This window comes from Terriglobus albidus, from assembly GCF_025685425.1.
In the GTDB taxonomy this organism is placed as follows: Bacteria; Acidobacteriota; Terriglobia; order Terriglobales; family Acidobacteriaceae; genus Terriglobus; species Terriglobus albidus.
Genome location: NZ_JAGTAS010000055.1, coordinates 184,768 through 203,946 on the forward strand (window position 1 = coordinate 184,768; position 19,179 = coordinate 203,946).

A 19,179-nucleotide genomic window follows, 5' to 3' on the forward strand; every position below is an offset into this window, starting at 1 on the left:
CTTGTGATCTGTTCCTTCAGTTATCTGCGGTTACTTCCCGGCGCTTTGCCATCTCCTGTACATTGCGCAACATCGTATTGAGGCGGGCTCTACCTTCTGGAGAGCCCTCAACGATGCGCTCGATGTTCCGCATCCATTCAGGAAGATTCATCTTTTCTCGGAAACCGGCGAGGTGCGGGTGTATCTTGGCGTACTGGAAGTACATCTCCTGGCAGACATCGTAGATGAGCGCAGGTTCAAGCGCGCCGTGGAGGGCGAACCCCGCAACCATATCCCAGTATCCGTATACCTGCAGGATGTACGCCCCCTCCTGCTTGCCGGAAGCGACCAGGGACACCAACTCATCGGCCGAAGCCGGCAAGAACGCTCCGCCGATGTAGCTGCGGGCTTGGCGCATCACTGGTTCACGCCGAAGCTCATAAAGTTTCAGAATCAACTCGGCTTGTCGGATAGAAATCTCGGTTGGCATCATAGTTCTCCTTATTTGTGGTGTCGATCTCTCAAGCATCCAAAGGCTTCTCAGCTGGCAGAAAAGTAATTCCGTACGGAGCAGAGATATCAATAACCCGATTCATCTCAGGCGGCATTGGGAGTTTGGATAACTCTTCGAGATAAATATCCAGGCCACCGGGAATGACTGTCGTTTGAATGCAGCCCATCTCGGCGCCACGGTTGCGGAACGTGTGCACTTGACCTCGCAACGTGAAAGCGTTTTGCATTCCGTCGAGCGGATGCCATTTGCGACCATCGAAGATCTCGAACTCGCCTTGGATGACGGTGAACAGCTCATCTTCGTTTGCGTGGGCGTGGGGCGGCGGCCCTCCGCCGGGGCCGGAATACTGCCGCAGCACACAGAAACTACCGTTGGTTTCCGCACTGGTGACGAGGATTTCGACCAGTTCGCCGAATACATGAAACTTCTTCTTCACTTCAGACATAGAGATATCCATTCATAGGGTGATGCTGGACAGAGACAGGCATCGCGTTGCTCCTTCCGCTGTCCACATAGGTCAAATTCGGTGAGCCTGGGTGTTTTACGGGAGAGGTTTGACGGCGGGCGGATGCCAGCTGCCATTTAGGATCTCGGCCTCCGGCCAATACAGCCGCAACATCAGGTTGAAAGGGCCTTCGCCGCATGGCAGCCAGTTCGCTTCGTGAGCCGGCCCAGGGTTCTGATTCTGGATGTACAGATCCAGGGAGCCGTCAGGATTGACCTTCAAGTGGTCACGGTCTCCGATTGCGTACCGGTTGATGGGGTTTGCAATGAAGTAGCCCTCCTTGTCGTAGGCCGTAACCGACCAGAATGCCCGTACTGGCGGCAGCTGGGATGCTTCGAAGTGCAGACGGTAGCTCCTCGATCCATTCAGGGCTTCTCCGTTTGCATCGGTTGAGTTACCGATGTAGACCGCGTCTTCCGCAGGGTTAGCGCCTACCGCGATGCGCGCCGTTACGGCACGCGCGACGTAGTTGGCGCCATACCGCCCCACTGTGCCCTGGAACGAGCTCCAGCCAGGTTTCAGTGCCGCCCCTGACGCCACATACTTTTCAATATGCGCCGCTGCTGCCTTTACACCCTCTTCCAGAGCGGCTCGCTGTTCAGCTGTCAGTTTGGATGGATCGAAGTCCTGCCCCGGAACTAAGCCGATACGAGCCAACTGCTGCATGACCGGCGCATCCTCTGCGTGAGGAGGGTTGATCTTCATGGCCGTTGCGAATGCGGCGAAGAACGCTTCTGGCGTCATGGCCTTGATCTGCTCGGGCGCCGTCGGACCGCTCATGGCCGGCCGCGTGACCGGCGGCGTTGGCTTTTGGTCCTGCCCAGGGTACTGGCTCAAGGGGACCAAACGCATTCCACGTTGAAAGGCATGGACATTGTCATAATCGGCTACGCCATTCGTTTGCGTGCGCCCAAGCAGCCACACAAGATTGGTCGGCGCATCGATACGAACCACGTGATCGGGCAGCTTGGCGCTCCATCCCGGACCGACCAGGGCATACCATGCCTCCGAGGTCCCGGTGGTTCGCTTACCAGGATCCGCAAACGTCTCCGTCCAGGCATCCATGAACTGCAGCAGGTAGTATCGTCCCGCTGAATCCGGTACATGCAGCAACATCGGTTCTTTAGAGACGTCGATCCATGCCGTGGAGTAAAGCGTGTCCGCATTGGGACGAACGATGGTGTGGAAATTAGCATCCGGAAAGGCCGCCACGTGAAGCAGATGGTTGGTCGGCATCGACGCGCGGGTGGTCTCGAGCATCACCAGAGGATAGGCGTAGACATACGCCTTCTCTGCGATACTCTGGACCTCGGCAGGCGTGGGATCTTGTGCATTGAGATTCGACATAACAGAGAACATTACAGTAGCCACTCCTGAAAGGAACCAAATCCTTGGTTTCATTGTTTTCTTCCTCGCCCGCGCTACTGGGCGTCCTTGGCGGCGCCGGGAGCAGCGGAAATCCAACCCTGCGCGATCATGCGGCTCTCCACTTCCCTGGCAGCAGCAGCAGCAAGACGAGAGGAATCACCCTGCACCGTGGCTTTACCATCAGTACCGCCACTTGCAGCTACACTTGTCGCTGCGGATCCGATGCCCATTGTTTCCACGGCTCCGGGCTTTTTGCCGCTCACCGAATCCACTTCGAACTCCGCCAGCAGTACCGGCCCGTTCGGGGTAATCAAGGACACGATGACGTCTGCCTGCACATCGCTCGCGCCTCGGCCGAGACCGATCATCATCCTGGCGGCCTTGTTGCCCTGTTTGATCGTTGTAAAGTTACCGCGGATGATCAGGCTGCCAATCGAAGGCGGCTCATTGGCATCGAGGGATACCTCGCGGGTTGGGACACCTGTCTTCGTCAGGCTGGAGACGAGGGTCTTGGAAAAGGAAGCCCGGACATGGTTCGCAACGTTGGCCGGATCCTCCTCCTTCCCGGTGTCTCCCTTGATGTGCGCAATCGGATCGTGAGACAGGATATGCGCCGCCGGCGAGTGATCGATGGTGATGACTTCACCAGGTACATCGAAGTGGTGAACTAGGATCTCTGTGGGCGTCGGAAGCTTTTCGTGGTCTCTGTACTCGGCAACGACAGTCACCTTTGTGGTGCCAACCAGTACTTTCTCCGCGGCATTCTGTGCCTGCGCCGCAACAGAGACCGCAAAAATCAATGCTGCGACGAGGCAGGCTTGGCGCTTTCTAATTGTCTTCACAGTTCCTCCACAAGAGCAGTTCTGACACTGTCAAGATTAGCTAACGGATTCTATCTTGTCAATGTCTAGATAGAATTTTAATTTGAACTTTCGCACGAGAAGATTGCCGTCCCCCGTGTCCGGCTGGACTATCCTTACACTGTCTAATAAAATCGGCGAATGCCCAAGCAGACCATTGAAAAGTCTTCCTATCACCATGGCGATCTACGCCAGGCCCTCCTCACCTCTGCAGAAACGATTCTGCGGCGCGAGGGTCTGCAATCGCTCACGTTACGGGCTGTGGCACGGGAAGCCGGCGTCTCGCACGGGGCTCCGGCGCACCACTTTCCGGATCTGGCGAATCTGCTCAGCGAACTGGCGGCTGTCGGCTTTCATCGGCTCGCCGCAGAGTTGGACAAGACGGACGATGCAACGATCCAGGACCGCATGGCAACCGGGCGCGCCTACGTCAAGTTCGCCATCGAAAACAAGGAGCTCTTCCAGCTGATGTTCCAGTCCGCCAAGCTTGACTCCAGTAATACGACTCTACGCAACGCGCGATCCAAAGCGATTGCGAGACTCGCCAAAAGTGGAGCAGTCCCATTGGAGGCCCCCTCTCTCGCGCAGCTGGGAGACATCACAGCGAACTGGGCGGTAGTCCACGGATTTGCACAGCTGTTGCTGGATGGCCGTTTGGCCACTATCTTCAAGCTGGCGCCTGAAGGGACCACGGCAATGAACCTTCTCGACGCTGTTCTCACCTCTGTCGCCCGTGCACGAAAGAGCCGGTAAACCCGCAAAATTAGAAAGTTGAAAGCCGGTCTCAACCCTGAGACCGGCGTGATCTGAATCCAGGCATGCTAGGGCGCCAAATCTGACCTCCGGATGAAATCCGTTGGGAACTCGCCCAGAAACAGCGCAGAGAGAAAAAAATCACTTACATCTTGACACTGGCTACATGCACCTCTATTCTGACAATGTAGACACTGTCTAAATGGCCCATAGGGCTTTCAAAAGGAGAATGGGATGAAAAGGTATTTGGCTCTGAGAGTTGCGGCTGCAGTCTGGATGGCCTGCTATATGTCCGCGGCGTTCGCAGCACAGGATGTTGCAGGCGCCCTCCTCGGCACGGTCAAAGCAATCGACCGGGCTTCTAAGGTTGTGGTGGTTCGCACGGGTGATGGGATCGACCACACTTTTCACTACACCGATAAAGTTCTGGTGCATGGCACGAAAGCAACGGCCACGGCTGGTGACGATGTGCTCCATGGCATTGGCGCGGGTAGCAAGGTAGTCGCACATTATTCCCTGCGTGGAACTGTCGATACGGTTCGAGAGATCGATGATGTCGGCAAGGATGGACTCAAGGTCACGGAGGGCACTGCAATCAAGATCGACCACGCGACCAGGAAGGCATCCATCAAGATGGCCGATGGCACCACGGAGACCTTTCGTCTGACCGACCACGCGTTATCGGATACAGCCCGCGACATTGGCAAAGGTGGAGACCGCGCAGGCAAAGTGACGGTTTACTACACGGAAGAAGCCGGCAAGAAAACCGCCCACTTTATCGCCAAGGCTTTCTGATCCCCTAAAAACTCCAACGCAGTAACCAGGCGGCGAGGCGTTCTCGCTGCGCCGCCCTCGTATGTCCAAAATCTGCTCCCAAAGGAGCCATGGAAGGTTGTTATGAGACGTTCACTAAGGAAAATTCTTATATCGAGTGCGCCGCACCTGTTTTGCGTAGCACTCGCCTCGGGGCAGGTGAATGCCTCAGGGCAAGCACCAGGCAGGGTTGACATCCAACAGACCGCAACGACAGCAGACTCGGCGACGATCCGCATCAAGCTGCCTGGCGATACCCAAGCCAAAAGCCTGCAGGTAAATCTAAACGGTAAAGACATTAGCCGCAGCTTTACTCCCGCGGAATGTAGCGGTGGTACTTGCGAGCAGGCGGTTCTGACGACGAACGAGGGCCTTCGCGATTCAAAAAATGTGCTCTCGGTCAATGCTGGAAATGGCATCACCGGCCGTCTTCGTTTTGACCACTCAGCCACCGCCAATTCATCCAGCCCGATGGTGCGCTCTATGGCGCTGACCTCCGGCATCCACTCCCAGAGCGCGACAATCACGGGGCCTGCCCCATTTCTGCCCCCAACCCTCACTTTCAAAACGAACTATAACGGGGGATGGGATAACTCGCGCGCCTGGTTCACAATCGGCGGTCAGGCATATCCCGACACCACGAAGAGTATCACCGGATGTCCATCTGTTTATGTCGCCGTCGTTCTCGATCGGCTGGCGTTGAATCAAACGGATGCGCGGTGCTTCGGCGATTCGGTCTCGCTTAAAACGTACTTGCAGAAATTGACTGCTGCCGACCTGGTTGTCGTCGGTACGATGACACAGCAGAAGGCAGCAGCATCCTTGGACTTGACGCCCATTGGCGGTACGGATCATACAAGCGATTCGAATCTCGGCGGAATTATGGCAATCGGCGCCGGTGGGGCAAGTGCTGGTTCAGCCTACGAGTCCTACTTCGACTTCAACACCACAAAGGAAATCGTAGTCCCCTTCGCAAGCGGCACGTTGCAAGAGGATGCCTATGGCTTTTACGATTTTCAATCGTCCGAAGTGCGCGAGTTCACTGTCTCCCCGAACGATCCGTCATATCTGACGTCGAACAACACCAGCGCGATCAGCGTTTCCGCTCCTGCCGGAAATCCCAACAAGTTCTTCGTGTATATGCCACCGTCCGGAGCAAACGGCTACTGGCTGCTTACCCTTTCGAGATACAGTCTTAACACCTATCCATACAACTGTGCTCAAACCGGTGGATCTTCCGATGGATCGATCGTATATGTAACGAACTGCGGCATGTTCTACAACACGGGGAGTTCGAATCCCGCTACGTCAAAGGCAGCATATCTGCAACTGGCAACGGACATCGCCGGCGTGACTTCCAGCCAACTCGGCTTTCTTACCACTGTCGGCCAGGCTGCCTATGGTGGAAGCAATGGCAGCATCTGGAGCGTCGGCGGCTTCAATGGATCGTACGGCGGTCCTTCCAACGGTTTCCTCGAGTTTTGGAACGCCCTTGAGGCTGTGGGAGGAACGCCAGGATTAACGGAGCAACTCCTCACGCCCACCTCGGCTTACACGTTCGTCTTCAGCCCTGGCATGGGAGGCCCGTTGGCCGGCAACGGCATTGAATCGACCACCGTGCTTACAGCCCAGGGGCAAACGGGACTGGTGCACGGCATCCTGGAGCGTAATCTCAATGGGCTCTTTACTCCTCAGCAGACGAACCAGGAGACGAACCAGTCATTCCAGGCGAAAGGCGGGCTCAATAGCCCGGAGTTCGTGCTGCAGGAAGCAGCTATGCAGCAGCCTGTGGAGTGGCCCTCAAGCAGCCAGACCACACTATTGCAGGGCGCTTCTACCATCCAGGGCCAGGTTGCGGCCTACCAGTACCTCAGCTATGTCCTGCTAACGAAGATTTATATGCCTGGACTAACGGGATCGCACCTCGACGATATCCACTACTTCTTCACGGGCTCTTACAACACGGCTATCAATTACCACAACTACGATGTCATCAACATCCAGTGGCCAGGTCTCAACCCTGCACCCACCGGCCCATATGTGATGCCTTGCCAAACCATGATCTCCGGCACCCAATGTTCGATCACATTGCCCAACGGAGAGGCGCTTCTGTTCACGGAAGGCGACTTCCTCGCAGTGCGGAATCAGCTTCGTACAGAGATTCAATATCTAACCAACACGCTCCAGTTTCTGGTGACTGGCTCGAATAACATGAAAGACGCGATCGCAGCAGGAAACTCCAACGCCGGGCTCGCACTTACAGGTGCCGCCGCGACGATCCTCGGAAGCAAGCTTGTCCCAGTCGCGCAGCAACCCGTGGTGCATGTGAGCTGGCAGAACATCGTTTCAATGGTTGGCGGAATCGCGTCCACCTTATCTGCGATTCCAGGTATTGGCGAGGTCGCTGGCGTGGTCGCCCTCGGCAGTGATGCGGCGAAGATCATCGGTGGTACATCCAGCGCCATTGGCGGCGTTGCAGGTATTGCTGCCGGTGCCGGCCAGATATCGTCGACATCTTCCGCCTCCACGCTACCCAGTGCATTCTCTAAGTTCGCTATCAATATCGGCGACCTGGCAAATGAGAATATGCAGGACCAACTCAGCGTCGGCTTCAATGCAATGACGGACAGCATCACCTCAGACTGGGGTCGCTTGTCGCTGATCGGACCGATGGTACTCGATTCCAATAATCCCGTCTTCTTCGCTCCAAACCAGGTTGCTCAGAACGTCGCGATCAAGATCATGACCCAGGCAGCATCTCGCAGCTTCTATTTGGATCTGATGCCTGACTTCTACCACATTCACTACTGGGAAGGAGTCGCAGGAGACGAGAGGACTCCAGCACACAACATGCCCGACATGGGCTGGTATCACCACGTGGGCTCTGGCAATTATCCTGGATATTACTGCAAGGCGTTCTATCTGAACCCTAACGAAAACGGCGAGTCGCCATCGTTAGGCACCATTCCTCCACTAACAAGTCTCTTCTATCCGACACCTGCAGGAACACCGCAGCACTTCCAGTACGACTATTCCTATTGGCCGATCAACTATTACGTCATCGCCGGATCTACCACAGGCGCAGGCTCCGACGATGCAGTGATCGCCGTTCTGGACCCAAGTCTTTCGTCAAACCTGTTTACAAGTACTGGCCTTAACCTGCCGATCGATGAGTTTGTAACGAAGAATGGCCCGATGCACGCCGTGTGGATCGATGGCGCTTCCACAAATCCCTCCGGAGAATCAGTAAGTAGTGTTTGCAACGCAAACGTCTACCCGAGCCCCGGCGACAATAAAGTGGCACCAGAATACTGGCCCCCAGATGTGAGCAGGCCTCCTGCTGACAGTACCGATCCAGACATCCCGACCACGACCTCGCTCGTTGCTCCTTCTACTGTCACCTCCGGAGCTTCTGTAGCACTGAAGGCTTCAGTGATAACTACCAGCGGCCCGGTCACTGCGGGCCAGGTCTACTTCACAGATAACGGAAGCATCATCAGCACTGTGGCTCTCGATCAAACGGGCGCAGCGACGGTAACCTTGACAAACCTCGCACTCGGACAACATACACTCCAGGCAAAGTACGGGCGGGTGGACGGATATGACCCATCGTCTTCGCCAGCCACGACATTGGAGGTCTACGCCAATGCTCCATCGCTTGACCTCTCTTTGTCATCCATATCGATCCAAGCGCCTTACGATGGGACATCCGCACCCATTGCATTGCAGCTGACGTCGATGGCAGGGTTGGCCGGAACCGTCAACCTCAGCTGTACTGGCCTGCCGGTCGGTATGACCTGTAACTTCAATCCGTCTCAGGTTCAGCTGTCTGCCGGCGGAGTGGCTACGGTCACATTGACTGTATCGGGCAGCGTGCAACAGGCTTCGTTCCTTCCGATGGCGCATGGCTTCGCCCTGGTCTTCGGACCGGTGCTGATTCTGTTGGTCTGGCGGATCAGAGGAAACAGACGTGTTCCGGTCATCCTGACAGCAATTGTTATATCTGCCCTAACAATCACTGGCCTGACCGGCTGTAGCGGTTCGTCTGGACCATTCAAAGAATCTGGGACGAAGACCGTCATGGTGAACGCAGCCGTCGGTAAAGCGGTGACCAGCCAGCCACTGGTCATCAACATCCAGTAATGACCGAATGCCGCGGCAGCGGCGCCCACATCCCGCGGAGGGGCGGCTTCGCCCCTCCACGGGAACCAGAGGCTCACTATGAAGTCAGGCAGCAGAAGAGATTTCCTGAAAGGCTCGGCAACACTGGCGCTCAGTGGGTTAGCCCAGCGGATGCTCGCACTCGGGTCATCCGTCACTCCAAACAACGCTGACGCGGAGTTGCAAGCATACATGCGGAAGTATTCTGTTCCCGGTATTTCGATCTGCTACCAGCGCGGGAGAGAGGTGCTTTACTCAGCGGGTTTCGGTGTCAGTGATGAAGTTAGCGGCGCGCCGGTAACACCAGCCAGCCTCTTCCGTATCGCAAGTAACTCGAAAGCATTCACCGCAGCGGCAATCTTTCTGCTAATCCAGGCAGGGCGCCTGAAGCTAGAAGACACGGTCTTTAGCCCGCAAGGCATTCTGTCCCAGTACGCGAATTCTGGAAACCAGAAAGACTGGCTGCATAGCATCACCGTCCACCAACTGCTGACGCATACCTGCGGAGGCTGGAGTAACGAGAGCGACGACCCAATGATGGAGCAACCCGGATTCGATCATCAACGGCTCATTGCATGGACGATCCAGACACATCCGCTCGTGAACCCTCCGGGACAGCATTACGCTTACTCCAACTTTGGATACTGTGTGCTTGGCCGTGTGATCGAGCAGGTCTCGGGCCAACCCTACGCGCAGTTCGTGAGACAGAGTGTCTTACGCGTCGTGGGTGCGAACGACATGCGGATTGCTACGCATAGGCCTGCCCCTAACGAGGTGACCTACTACGGCCAGAACGGCGAGCAGCCCTACAAGCCGCCAATCACTCGGATGGATTCGCATGGCGGGTGGATCGCCACGTCCCACGATATGGCCACCTTTCTCGCGAGTCTTTTTGCTCCGGCAGATGGCTCGGATGCTCCGGCACTTCTTTCCCGGGAAAGCCTCACCTCAATGACAACGGGGAGTGATGCGAACCACGGATACGGTTGTGGGCTCGCGATTAATCGCGCGGGGAATGCATGGCACTTCGGAAGCCTACCCGGAACATTGAGCCTGATGGTTCATACGCATACCGGCTATTCGTGGGCGGCGGTCATGAATACCCGGTCGCCGATTAAAGACCAGGCATCTGACCTGGATCGCATGATGTGGCGTATCGCGCGCACAGACACCACGTGGCAAGTTTGAATCGGTCACTCAACAAGTCAAGATGAGTTCTCAAGGAGAAAGCGTCAATCGGAACGCTTCATCGATTGAGTCGCAAACGCGGAAGCGAAGGCTGGACGTAAGATGAAACTAACTGGTTCAGGAAAGCTTTTGATTGTGGGAGCTGCGGGGTTGGGGGCCCTTACAGCCCTCCGGCACGCCTGGACCCGCGTTCACCTGCCTCTGTCCTTCCACATCTGGAGTGAGAGGGTTGGCAATGTCTTGTCCACCGAGCTCTTCCAATTCGGCAATAAGCCGGTCCGCCTGCTTTTTGTCTTGAAGATAGCCGCTTTCCTGTTTGTGCTGGGTAAGTTCTCAGCGCTTGCTCGTTTCCTACTGCGGCGACTTCTCCAGTCGGATCCCCGTTTCGATTTCCACCGTATCTACGTACTCTCACGTCTTCTCACGATTGCAATCTTTGTCTTCGGCTGTCTAATCGCAATCCACGTTGAGCGGATCAGCCTGCATACGTTTGTCCTGATCGGAGGCACTCTGGGAGTGGCGATCGGGCTGGGCATTCAGCGCTACGTCGGGAACCTGATTGCCGGCGTCTCTTTGCTCTTCGAGGCTCCGGTCCGATTGGGCGACTTCGTGCAATTCGGCAGCCATCAGGGATTCGTCGAGCGCCTCGGCACATCCACTTCCTGGCTTCGTACACCGGATAACACCACCGTTGTGATTCCGAATACGGAATTGATGAACAAAGAGATCCTGAACTTCACTGGCAGCCACCAGATCTTTCGGCTCGCCATTCCCATCTCCATCTCCTATGGCGTCGACCCCGCGTTTGTCGCAGACGCAATTTCAAGAACAGTAGCAGATCATCCAGCCGTACTGCGCGAGCCGCAGTCCTCAGCCATTCTTGTCAGGTTGGAGACGGCAACGATGACGTTCAATGTTCGTGCGTGGACAAAAATGACCCCTGACAACTTTGACGTCTTGACCTCCGAGCTTTATTTGCAACTAATCGAGATGTTCAGGGTGAAAGGCATACGTCTGCCACGTCCCGAGTTGGACATCATATTGAAAGAATCCCGAATGGCTTTGCAACCCTAGATGAAGAAGATGGGAATGAATGGCTTGTGGTTATAGGTGTAGAAAAGTGCAGTTTTGCACCCACGAAGTCCCGTTCCTTCGAAAATGACGGCGCCGTTAAGATTCGTTTTGAATGGAACTCACAGCGCGGACCTGGGCACAACTAACGCGCTCATTACGGCTTCTTGAGCCTGAAACTTGGCTGCAGTGATCGATTGAGTGTAAGTATCCAACGTCATTCGGGCTAATGATTGCCAGGTAATCCTGCTGGACTTTGATATCTGTACCTATGGAGTGGAGAAGCGTTGACCCGAGAAGTGTCCTGCTCCGTTTCCTCTTATCACAAATCACCGTGGACCTCTAGAAAGAGGTCGAAAGGAGCGCTTTCGGTAGCTCCCAGCGAGACCAAGGCTAGGATCGATCTGGCTTCCGATCGAAGTCACGCGCGCTCTAGAGGATCGAGTTTCTTGCGCAGCGCCGATGCATTGGCACACGTGGGGTGCGCTTCTGGCATCACTGTTAGCTCCTAGCGACTAGCGTCGCTGCTCGTCTCAGGAGGCACAAGCATCCGGACAGCACAGGAGATCCTTCGGCATGCTTCCCCGACAATGACCCTGGGCACCTACGCGCAGTCGGTAACGTCCGAAAGAATGGCCGCGCAGCAAAGCATCGCAGCCCAGTTTCCTTATTGGACCCTTATTGGCCCCGCAGATGGACCCAAATCGGAGGTGGCGGAGAGCTAAGTTGTTGAGATAAATGGTGACCCGGGCAGGAGTCCAACCTGCGACCTTCGCCTTAGGAGTGCGCCGCTCTATGCAACTGAGCTACCGGGCCACTTCCTTTCAGTCTAGAGCATTTCCCTATTGCTGGGTGTCCAGGAAGGGGCGTGCAGCGGCGTTTTCATTGCGGAAAACGCCCATAGATGCGGATGCTCTGGACTACACCTACAGGGAAAATGCTCTAACCCGCCCCGCTACCCTGCTGCGGTAAACTTAAGGGTAGAGAGTCCAATGCCTGAAATCCACCGCCGCAAAGCTGTAACCGTCAATGTTGGAGGAGTCCGTGTCGGCTCCGATGCACCCGTCGTCGTGCAGTCCATGACCAATACTGACACCGCCGACATCGAGTCCACCGTCCAGCAGATCGCCGCTTTGGCGCGTGCCGGCTCTGAGATGGTCCGCATCACCGTTAATAATGAAGACGCGGCCAAGGCTGTTCCCTATATTGTGGAAGGCATTCGCAACAAAGGCTGGAATACGCCCATCATCGGCGATTTCCACTACAACGGCCACATTCTGCTGACGAAGTATCCCGACTGCGCCCAGGCGCTCTCCAAGTACCGCATCAATCCCGGTAATGTCTCCATCGGGCGGAAAGACGACGATAACTTCCGCACCATGGTCGAATGCGCCGTCAAGAACCAGAAACCGGTCCGGATCGGTGTGAACTGGGGTTCACTCGACCAGGCATTGCTGACCCGGATGATGGATGAGAACTCCAAGTCAGCGAATCCTCTGGACGCGCGCGACGTCATGATGGAGGCCATGGTGGTCTCCGCCATTGACAACGCCGCCGCCGCCGAGCGCTACGGCCTGCGCCGCGACCAGATCGTACTCTCCGCCAAAGTCTCCAATGTCCGCGACCTGATCGACGTCTACTCTGAGCTCGCACGCCGCTGCGACCATGCCTTGCATCTTGGCCTCACCGAAGCCGGCATGGGCATGAAGGGCACCGTCGCCTCTGCCGCTGGTCTGGCTCCCCTGCTTCTGGCCGGTATTGGCGACACCATCCGCGTCTCGCTCACCCCCACGCCCGGCGGCGACCGCAGCGAAGAGGTCCGCTGCGCCCAGCAGGTATTACAGGCACTGAACATCCGCAGCTTCACTCCGCAGGTGACAAGCTGCCCCGGTTGCGGACGCACCACCAGCACCTACTTCCAGGAATTGGCGCAGCAGGTGCAGAACTACCTCACCGCCTCCATGCCCGATTGGAAGAAGATCTATCCCGGCGTGGAAGAGATGAAACTGGCAGTCATGGGCTGCGTCGTCAATGGGCCCGGTGAGTCCAAGCACGCCAACATCGGCATCTCTCTGCCCGGCACCTTTGAGGAGCCGAAGGCTCCCGTGTATGTCGACGGCAAACTCTTCACGACGCTCAAGGGTGACCACATCGTGCAGGAGTTCCAGGTCATCCTGGATAACTACGTCAAGCAACGCTATGGGAACCAGCCCCACGTTATCTAGACGGATCTTAAGCACCCAGCCCGAAAAGACCGGCCATGTGCCGGTCTTTTCTCTTTCCCTTGGAGCTGAACTTAGCTACCCTCATTCCACATAAAAACTATGCGCACGTCTCCTGCTCTGGCTCTCATCGTGCTCACACTCTCTGCCGCTGCACAGACCCCGTCTATCCGCACCGGCACGCAGATCGTCATCGTCGACGTCTCCGTAACCGACTCACACGGCAATGCGGTCCATAACCTCAAGTCCGCGGACTTCACTCTGCTGGAGGACGGTAAGCCACAGAACATCGTCCGCTTCGAAGAGCACAGCGCGCCTTCCGTCACCACGCCGCCGAAGCTCGGACCCTCCCTCAAGCTCGACCCCGGTATCTTTACCAATTACACTGCCGCCCCAGTCGACCGCCCCCTCAACATTGTCCTTCTGGACACCCTGAATACGCCGCTCAAAGACCAGGCCTATGTCCGCAACCAGATGCTCGCTTTTCTCAAGACGCTGCAACCGGGGACAAATATCGCCATCTTCGGCCTGACCACACGTCTGATCCTGCTGCAAGGCTTTACTTCCGACCCGGCGGTTCTGCGGAATGCACTTGAACACAAGAAGTCCAGCCCCAGGTCCTCTTCCCTTTTAAATGCCCCCGTCGGAACCGAAACTATGTCTGACCAGTTGGCCGACGCTATGGGAAACGACCCAGCCGCGGCACAGGTGATCGCGAACCTGCAGCAGTTCGAAGCCAACCTCGCCGCCATCCAGGATCAGATGCGGACCGTTTACACGCTGGACGCCATGAATCAGCTTGGGCGGTATCTCTCCTCATTCCCCGGCCGCAAAAACCTCATCTGGTTCTCGGGCTCCTTCCCGATCAGCATCCTACCTAACGCGGATGATCCTTCTACTGTCCAGTTCACGGCCGATAAAGAGTTCCAGGACACCACCAACCTGCTCACCCGCAGCCAGGTTGCGGTTTATCCCGTCGATGGTCGCGGTCTGTTTGTTCCGCCTATGATGGATGCATCCAACTCCGGCAGCCGTTATGCCCGCAATCAACGCGCTTTCTCACAGGACCTGATCAAGTTCTCTACGCAGACAGCAGCTGAGCACGCCACCATGCTGGAGATGGCGGACGCTACCGGCGGCAAGGCCTTCCGCAATACCAACGACCTGAAGTCGGCCGTGCAGAACGCCATTGATGCCGGCTCGAACTTCTACACCCTGGTCTACACACCCACCAACAAAGACTGGAACAGCAGATATCGCAAGATCTCTGTAAAGACCTCGATCCAGGGTGTCCAGCTTATCCATCGCCATGGCTACTATGCCTACGCTCCGCAGAACGCGATGGCCGCTACGAATTCACAGACACCCCCGTCCGGCTATGACGCGATGCGCTCTGCGATGCAGCGCGGAGGCCCCGTTCCGACAGAGATCCTCTTTACGGCACGGGTCGTAGCCTCTCCCGATACGAGTGATAAAGCTGCCGGCACCACCACGACGGCGCCTTCGACCAAAGGCCCCTTTCGCCAGTACACGGTGAACTATGCCGCTCTGCCGAGCAATGTCTCCATGCCAACGGGAGACGACGGAAACCATGTCCTGGCCTTGCAGTTCGTTGTCATCGCCTATGACCGTGATGGCAAGGCGCTCAGCTCCGTGAATAACCCGATCTCTGTCTCGCTCAAGCCGGCAGACTACGAAGGGATGATCAGCGGCGGCATCAAGTACGCGCAACAGATCAGTGTTCCGGTCAAAGGCGAGACCTTTCTGCGTATCGGCATCCACGACCTTATCGGCAACAAGGTCGGCGCCATCGAGATTCCGGCCAGCGCCGTCCCGTCACAGAATCCATAACCCGGCACTGCTTTTTGTCTGCCATCCCGCAGCGGAGCGAAGGGATCTGCTTCTCTACCCAAACTCCTGCTTAGGGTTGGACAAGAGCAAAAGCAGATCCCTTCCTGCCCCAACCAGCAGAGCTGGTCGAGGACCCCGTTTCGGGATGACAACAAAAGAGCGGTTCAGGCTATGCCTGAACCCTAGTAAGCGAACGAACAGGTCGGTACACTTCCACTGATGTTCGTCACCGTGTAGGTGCTTACACCAGTCCCTGACGGCGTAATGTTCGAGTTCTCCAGTCCCACGCTGGCGTACTGGCTGTTCTGCTGCGTCGTCGTGTCGAGACTCACATTCGCCAGATAGAGTCCCAGCGGATAGCTGGAGCTATAGCCGTTGAAGGTGGAGTACGCACTCGACTGCGAGCTCGTTGTTTTTACGCCATTCACGATGATGTCCGTGAAGTAAGGCGTTCCAGTAGTGCCCGAGCAGCTTCCGTAATTCGAATTGAAGATCAGCAGATGCTTCACATACTTCATGCACGTATTGGTGTACGTCACCTGGGTCACGTTGCCGCCGCAGTCGATATCGGACTTGATATTGATGCCGTTGTTGTTGGTCGAATACGTTCCACCCGAGGTCTTGCCATACACGTAGTTGTTCTTGAACAACACGTTGGTAATGCCATACATCGTCTGGCTGCCGATCGACATGCCGTGAGTTCCAATGAAGGTCGTGCCGCTGATCGTCACATTAGAGGTCGCGGCCGAGTTTGTCTTGATCGCCACACCATCATCGCCCGCGGTGATTGACGATCCATAGACGGTCGCATTCGTAAGGCTATCGATGTCGATACCGTCAGTGTTCGCAGTCGTAGGACCGGAGTTGATGGTTACACCCCAGGCCGTGAACCCACTGCCGCCCTCCACATAGAGGTGCATCTTTGCCGCATTCTGCAGCGTGATGTTATACGCGATGAAGTTGCTGATGCTCTTTGCATTGATCAACCGCGGTGTTCCACTGATCAGGTCTCCACGGCCATCGATGGTTCCCGGCCCCATAATGGCAGCGTTGGTTCCGGTCACACTGATGAGCTGCGAGGCGGATGAGTAGCTGTCATTGCCGTACAGCGTAACGCCGGAGTTCACCACCAGCGCCACACCGCTCATGTTCAGCGCGCCAGTAAAGAATGCGTTGTTTGAACCAGACGTAGCCAGCACCACACTCTTGCCGGTTCCCTGACAGGCCGTCAGGGCATTTTGCAGACGGCTGGTGTCATCGGAGCTTGAACTCGGAGGTGACGATCGCTGCGAGGTCGTAAAGTTGGCGGTCAACGTCTGACACACGGTTGGATAGCTGGGTTGACTCACAGTTCGCGAATCTCCTGTGGCCAATGTCTGCGCCGTCAGAGATACCGTTGCCGACAGCGCAACGGCAGCCAGAATAATCTGCGATGCCTTCATTTTTGTAACTCCTCATTTTTGGGCAAGTAAAAATTGGTATGACCAATTTCGATCGAGAAGTGTAATGTCAGCATCAAGAAAAAGCAAGATCAAATTTTTAAGGCTTTATCTCTCTGATATATCAATAAATTGAGCCGAGTCCCTTGGGCAATCGGCCAGAAATGAGGACATACCAATAAATGAATACGTCTCAATCTGAGAGGACCTTTACGACTTGCCGTTGGAATTGAGGATCTCAGCAAGCCGCTCCAGGAAAGGCCACTGAGCCTCACGGAGATACTTCCTTGCGTCTTCCTGCGTGAACCAGCGGCCCCGATCAACCTCCGGTATCTCGATAGTCTTCCCCGATCTCGGCGGCCATTCGATCAGGCACGTATTACTCACCAACCTGGCCGGATCGCAGTCTCCACGAAAGCCCCAGGCTTCAACGATCTTTCCGCTCTTCTGCCGAACGGTACCCAACGGAAGGAATGGCCCCTCGGCTTCGAAGCCGGTCTCTTCCCGGAACTCCCGCACCGCCGCGGCTAATGCATCTTCTTCCCCGTCGAACTCGCCTTTCGGCACAGTCCATGAACCGGCATCCTTCTTTGCCCAGTACGGTCCGCCAGGATGCACCAGAAAGACCTCAAGCTCCCTATCCCGCATACGGAACATCAACAACCCGGCACTCTGTTTCTCACTCATCGCTGCATTAGAGCATTTTCCCTGTGGCTGGGTATTCCGGAAGAGGAGTGCAGCGGCGTTTTCATTGCGGAAAACGCCCATAGATGTACAAGCCCTCCTCTACACCTACAGGAAAAATGCTTTATGGTTTCGTCTTTGATACTCTTTTCGCAAATCCTCATGTCCGACATCCTCGCCCAAGCACAGACCGCTGCGACTTACATCCGCTCAAAGACCACACTTCAGCCGCAGCTCGCCATCATACTTGGCTCAGGCCTGGGCAGCTTTGCCGCACAGGTGGCCGACGCGGTCACGATTCCCTATGCCGAGATTCCGAACTTCCCGCAGTCGACGGTCGCGGGGCATAGCGGCAAGCTGGTGCTGGGCACCATCGGCGGAGTTCCGGTGGCCGTCATGCAGGGCCGTGTGCATGCCTACGAGGGCTACACCATGGCGCAGGTTACCTTTCCCACGCGCGTGCTTGGCCTTCTGGGCATCAAAAAACTGATCGTCACCAATGCCGCCGGCGGTATCAACACACGCTACGGCCAGGGCGCCATCGTCGCCCTCTCTGACCACATCAACTTGACCGGAACCAACGCCGCTCTTGGCCCCAATATAGACGCGCTCGGCCCACGCTTCTTCGATATGTCCGCAGCCTATTCGCCTGCGCTGCGTAAGCTCGCCATCGATGAGGCTGCGAAACAGAGCTGGACGCTCAACGAAGGCGTCTACCTTGCGGTTCTTGGACCCAGCTATGAAACTCCTGCGGAGATCCGCGCCTTCCGCACCCTGGGAGCAGATCTGGTGGGCATGTCGACGGTGCACGAGGTCATCATCGCCCGTCACATGGGCATTGAGGTTTTGGGCCTCTCCGTCGTCACCAACATGGCCGCCGGTGTGCTCGACCAGCCCATTAACCACGAAGAGGTCATGGAGATCGGCAGGCGCATCGAAGGTCAGTTCACGGCACTTCTCACCGCGCTGGTGCCGCAGATCTAATCATGTTCAAGCCACTCGTCATTGCAATTGCCGGCTGTTCGGGCTCGGGCAAGACCACTCTCGCGCGCGAGCTCTGTACCCAGCTCGAAGCCACGCTCTTCGCCCTTGATCTCTACTATCGCGATCTCTCGCACCTGCCGTTTGAGACCCGCGACAAGACGAACTTCGATCATCCGGATTCGCTCGAAGCTGAGCTACTCATCGAGCACGTCCGCCTGCTCGCTGAGGGCAATCCCATCCGCCGGCCGATCTATGACTTCAAGACACACTCTCGTGTGCCCAACCAGTTCGATCCGGTTACGCCGACACGCGTCGTTATTGTCGAAGGCATCCTCGCGCTGCACTATGAGGAACTGCTGCCGTTCTACGACTTCTCCGTCTACGTTGATGCACCCAACCAGATCTGCCTCAATCGCCGCATCTACCGCGATATGCGTGAGCGCGGACGCACTGAGCAATCGGTCCGTGATCAGTTCGAGGCTACGGCAAAGCCCATGGCAGAGATGTACGTGGTGCCGTCGCAGCGCAATGCCGACATTACGGTCAAAGGCACCGAAGCACTTGATTGGTCCGTCGAAAGCATTCTGGTGGAGTTGCGCAAACGCAACTTGCTCTCCCGCTGAAGCTCAGTCGTAGATAGATTTCTCGCTACACTTCGCCCCAATCGGCTTTGCTGACTGGTGCCCCAGAACGTTGCGAAATGACAAAAAGCACCTGGAGCGTATCGAGATACTTTTACGCCTTTATCAGCGGGCTGAAGCCCGCTGCTCCCACCCATTTCTGCCAT

The 19,179-nt window shown here is 56.4% G+C and carries 15 protein-coding genes and 1 tRNA gene; 9 read left to right on the top strand and 7 right to left on the bottom strand.

Annotated features, from left to right (window positions below):
* Positions 1 to 16: 16 nt before the first annotated feature.
* From OHL21_RS14540 to OHL21_RS14555, 4 genes are all read right to left on the bottom strand, one after another.
* Complete coding sequence (locus OHL21_RS14540; RefSeq protein ID WP_263418006.1) at positions 17 to 472, bottom strand: DUF4760 domain-containing protein; 456 nt, start codon at positions 470 to 472, stop codon at positions 17 to 19.
* 28 nt (positions 473 to 500) lie between these two features.
* Positions 501 to 938, bottom strand: a complete 438-nt coding sequence (locus OHL21_RS14545) for a cupin domain-containing protein (protein ID WP_263418007.1) — start codon at positions 936 to 938, stop codon at positions 501 to 503.
* A gap of 96 nt (positions 939 to 1,034) precedes the next feature.
* A complete protein-coding gene (locus OHL21_RS14550) occupies positions 1,035 to 2,357 on the bottom strand; it encodes a DUF1254 domain-containing protein (protein ID WP_263418008.1) in 1,323 nt (440 codons plus the stop codon).
* A 62-nt stretch (positions 2,358 to 2,419) separates the two neighbouring features.
* Positions 2,420 to 3,208 carry a DUF4410 domain-containing protein gene (locus tag OHL21_RS14555; protein ID WP_263418009.1) on the bottom strand — a complete coding sequence of 263 codons (789 nt, stop codon included), beginning with the start codon at positions 3,206 to 3,208 and terminating at the stop codon, positions 2,420 to 2,422.
* A 159-nt stretch (positions 3,209 to 3,367) separates the two neighbouring features.
* Here OHL21_RS14555 and OHL21_RS14560 point away from each other — a divergent pair, with 159 nt between their 5' ends.
* The 5 genes from OHL21_RS14560 to OHL21_RS14580 all read left to right on the top strand — a co-directional run bounded on the left by OHL21_RS14560 (position 3,368) and on the right by OHL21_RS14580 (position 11,215).
* On the top strand, positions 3,368 to 3,979 hold the full coding sequence (locus OHL21_RS14560; protein WP_263418010.1) for a TetR/AcrR family transcriptional regulator: 612 nt from the start codon (positions 3,368 to 3,370) through the stop codon (positions 3,977 to 3,979).
* Between the two features lie 234 nt (positions 3,980 to 4,213).
* Positions 4,214 to 4,774: a hypothetical protein gene (locus OHL21_RS14565; RefSeq protein WP_263418011.1), complete on the top strand. Its 561-nt coding sequence runs from the start codon at positions 4,214 to 4,216 to the stop codon at positions 4,772 to 4,774.
* Positions 4,775 to 4,876: 102 nt separating this feature from the next.
* Positions 4,877 to 8,935, top strand: coding sequence for an Ig-like domain-containing protein (locus OHL21_RS14570; RefSeq protein ID WP_263418012.1), 4,059 nt, complete (start codon positions 4,877 to 4,879; stop codon positions 8,933 to 8,935).
* Positions 8,936 to 9,085: 150 nt separating this feature from the next.
* Positions 9,086 to 10,141 carry a serine hydrolase domain-containing protein gene (locus tag OHL21_RS14575; RefSeq protein ID WP_263418047.1) on the top strand — a complete coding sequence of 352 codons (1,056 nt, stop codon included), beginning with the start codon at positions 9,086 to 9,088 and terminating at the stop codon, positions 10,139 to 10,141.
* Between the two features lie 102 nt (positions 10,142 to 10,243).
* Complete coding sequence (locus OHL21_RS14580; RefSeq protein ID WP_263418013.1) at positions 10,244 to 11,215, top strand: mechanosensitive ion channel family protein; 972 nt, start codon at positions 10,244 to 10,246, stop codon at positions 11,213 to 11,215.
* A gap of 736 nt (positions 11,216 to 11,951) precedes the next feature.
* Here OHL21_RS14580 and OHL21_RS14585 read toward each other — a convergent pair.
* Positions 11,952 to 12,028 (bottom strand) — tRNA-Arg (locus tag OHL21_RS14585).
* A 176-nt stretch (positions 12,029 to 12,204) separates the two neighbouring features.
* On the opposite strand from OHL21_RS14585, the gene ispG reads away from it, so the two are divergent.
* Positions 12,205 to 13,437, top strand: a complete 1,233-nt coding sequence (ispG, locus tag OHL21_RS14590; RefSeq protein WP_263418014.1) for a flavodoxin-dependent (E)-4-hydroxy-3-methylbut-2-enyl-diphosphate synthase — start codon at positions 12,205 to 12,207, stop codon at positions 13,435 to 13,437.
* Between the two features lie 99 nt (positions 13,438 to 13,536).
* Positions 13,537 to 15,285: a VWA domain-containing protein gene (locus tag OHL21_RS14595; RefSeq protein ID WP_263418015.1), complete on the top strand. Its 1,749-nt coding sequence runs from the start codon at positions 13,537 to 13,539 to the stop codon at positions 15,283 to 15,285.
* A 182-nt stretch (positions 15,286 to 15,467) separates the two neighbouring features.
* Here the strand turns inward: OHL21_RS14595 and OHL21_RS14600 are convergent, their stop codons facing one another.
* On the bottom strand, positions 15,468 to 16,727 hold the full coding sequence (locus OHL21_RS14600; protein WP_263418016.1) for a glycoside hydrolase family 28 protein: 1,260 nt from the start codon (positions 16,725 to 16,727) through the stop codon (positions 15,468 to 15,470).
* Positions 16,728 to 16,934: 207 nt separating this feature from the next.
* Positions 16,935 to 17,492: an NUDIX domain-containing protein gene (locus OHL21_RS14605; protein WP_317889986.1), complete on the bottom strand. Its 558-nt coding sequence runs from the start codon at positions 17,490 to 17,492 to the stop codon at positions 16,935 to 16,937.
* A gap of 78 nt (positions 17,493 to 17,570) precedes the next feature.
* On the opposite strand from OHL21_RS14605, the gene OHL21_RS14610 reads away from it, so the two are divergent.
* Both OHL21_RS14610 and udk read left to right on the top strand, forming a co-directional pair.
* On the top strand, positions 17,571 to 18,392 hold the full coding sequence (locus tag OHL21_RS14610) for a purine-nucleoside phosphorylase (RefSeq protein WP_263418017.1): 822 nt from the start codon (positions 17,571 to 17,573) through the stop codon (positions 18,390 to 18,392).
* A 2-nt stretch (positions 18,393 to 18,394) separates the two neighbouring features.
* Positions 18,395 to 19,015, top strand: coding sequence for a uridine kinase (udk, locus tag OHL21_RS14615; protein ID WP_263418018.1), 621 nt, complete (start codon positions 18,395 to 18,397; stop codon positions 19,013 to 19,015).
* Positions 19,016 to 19,179 lie beyond the last annotated feature (164 nt).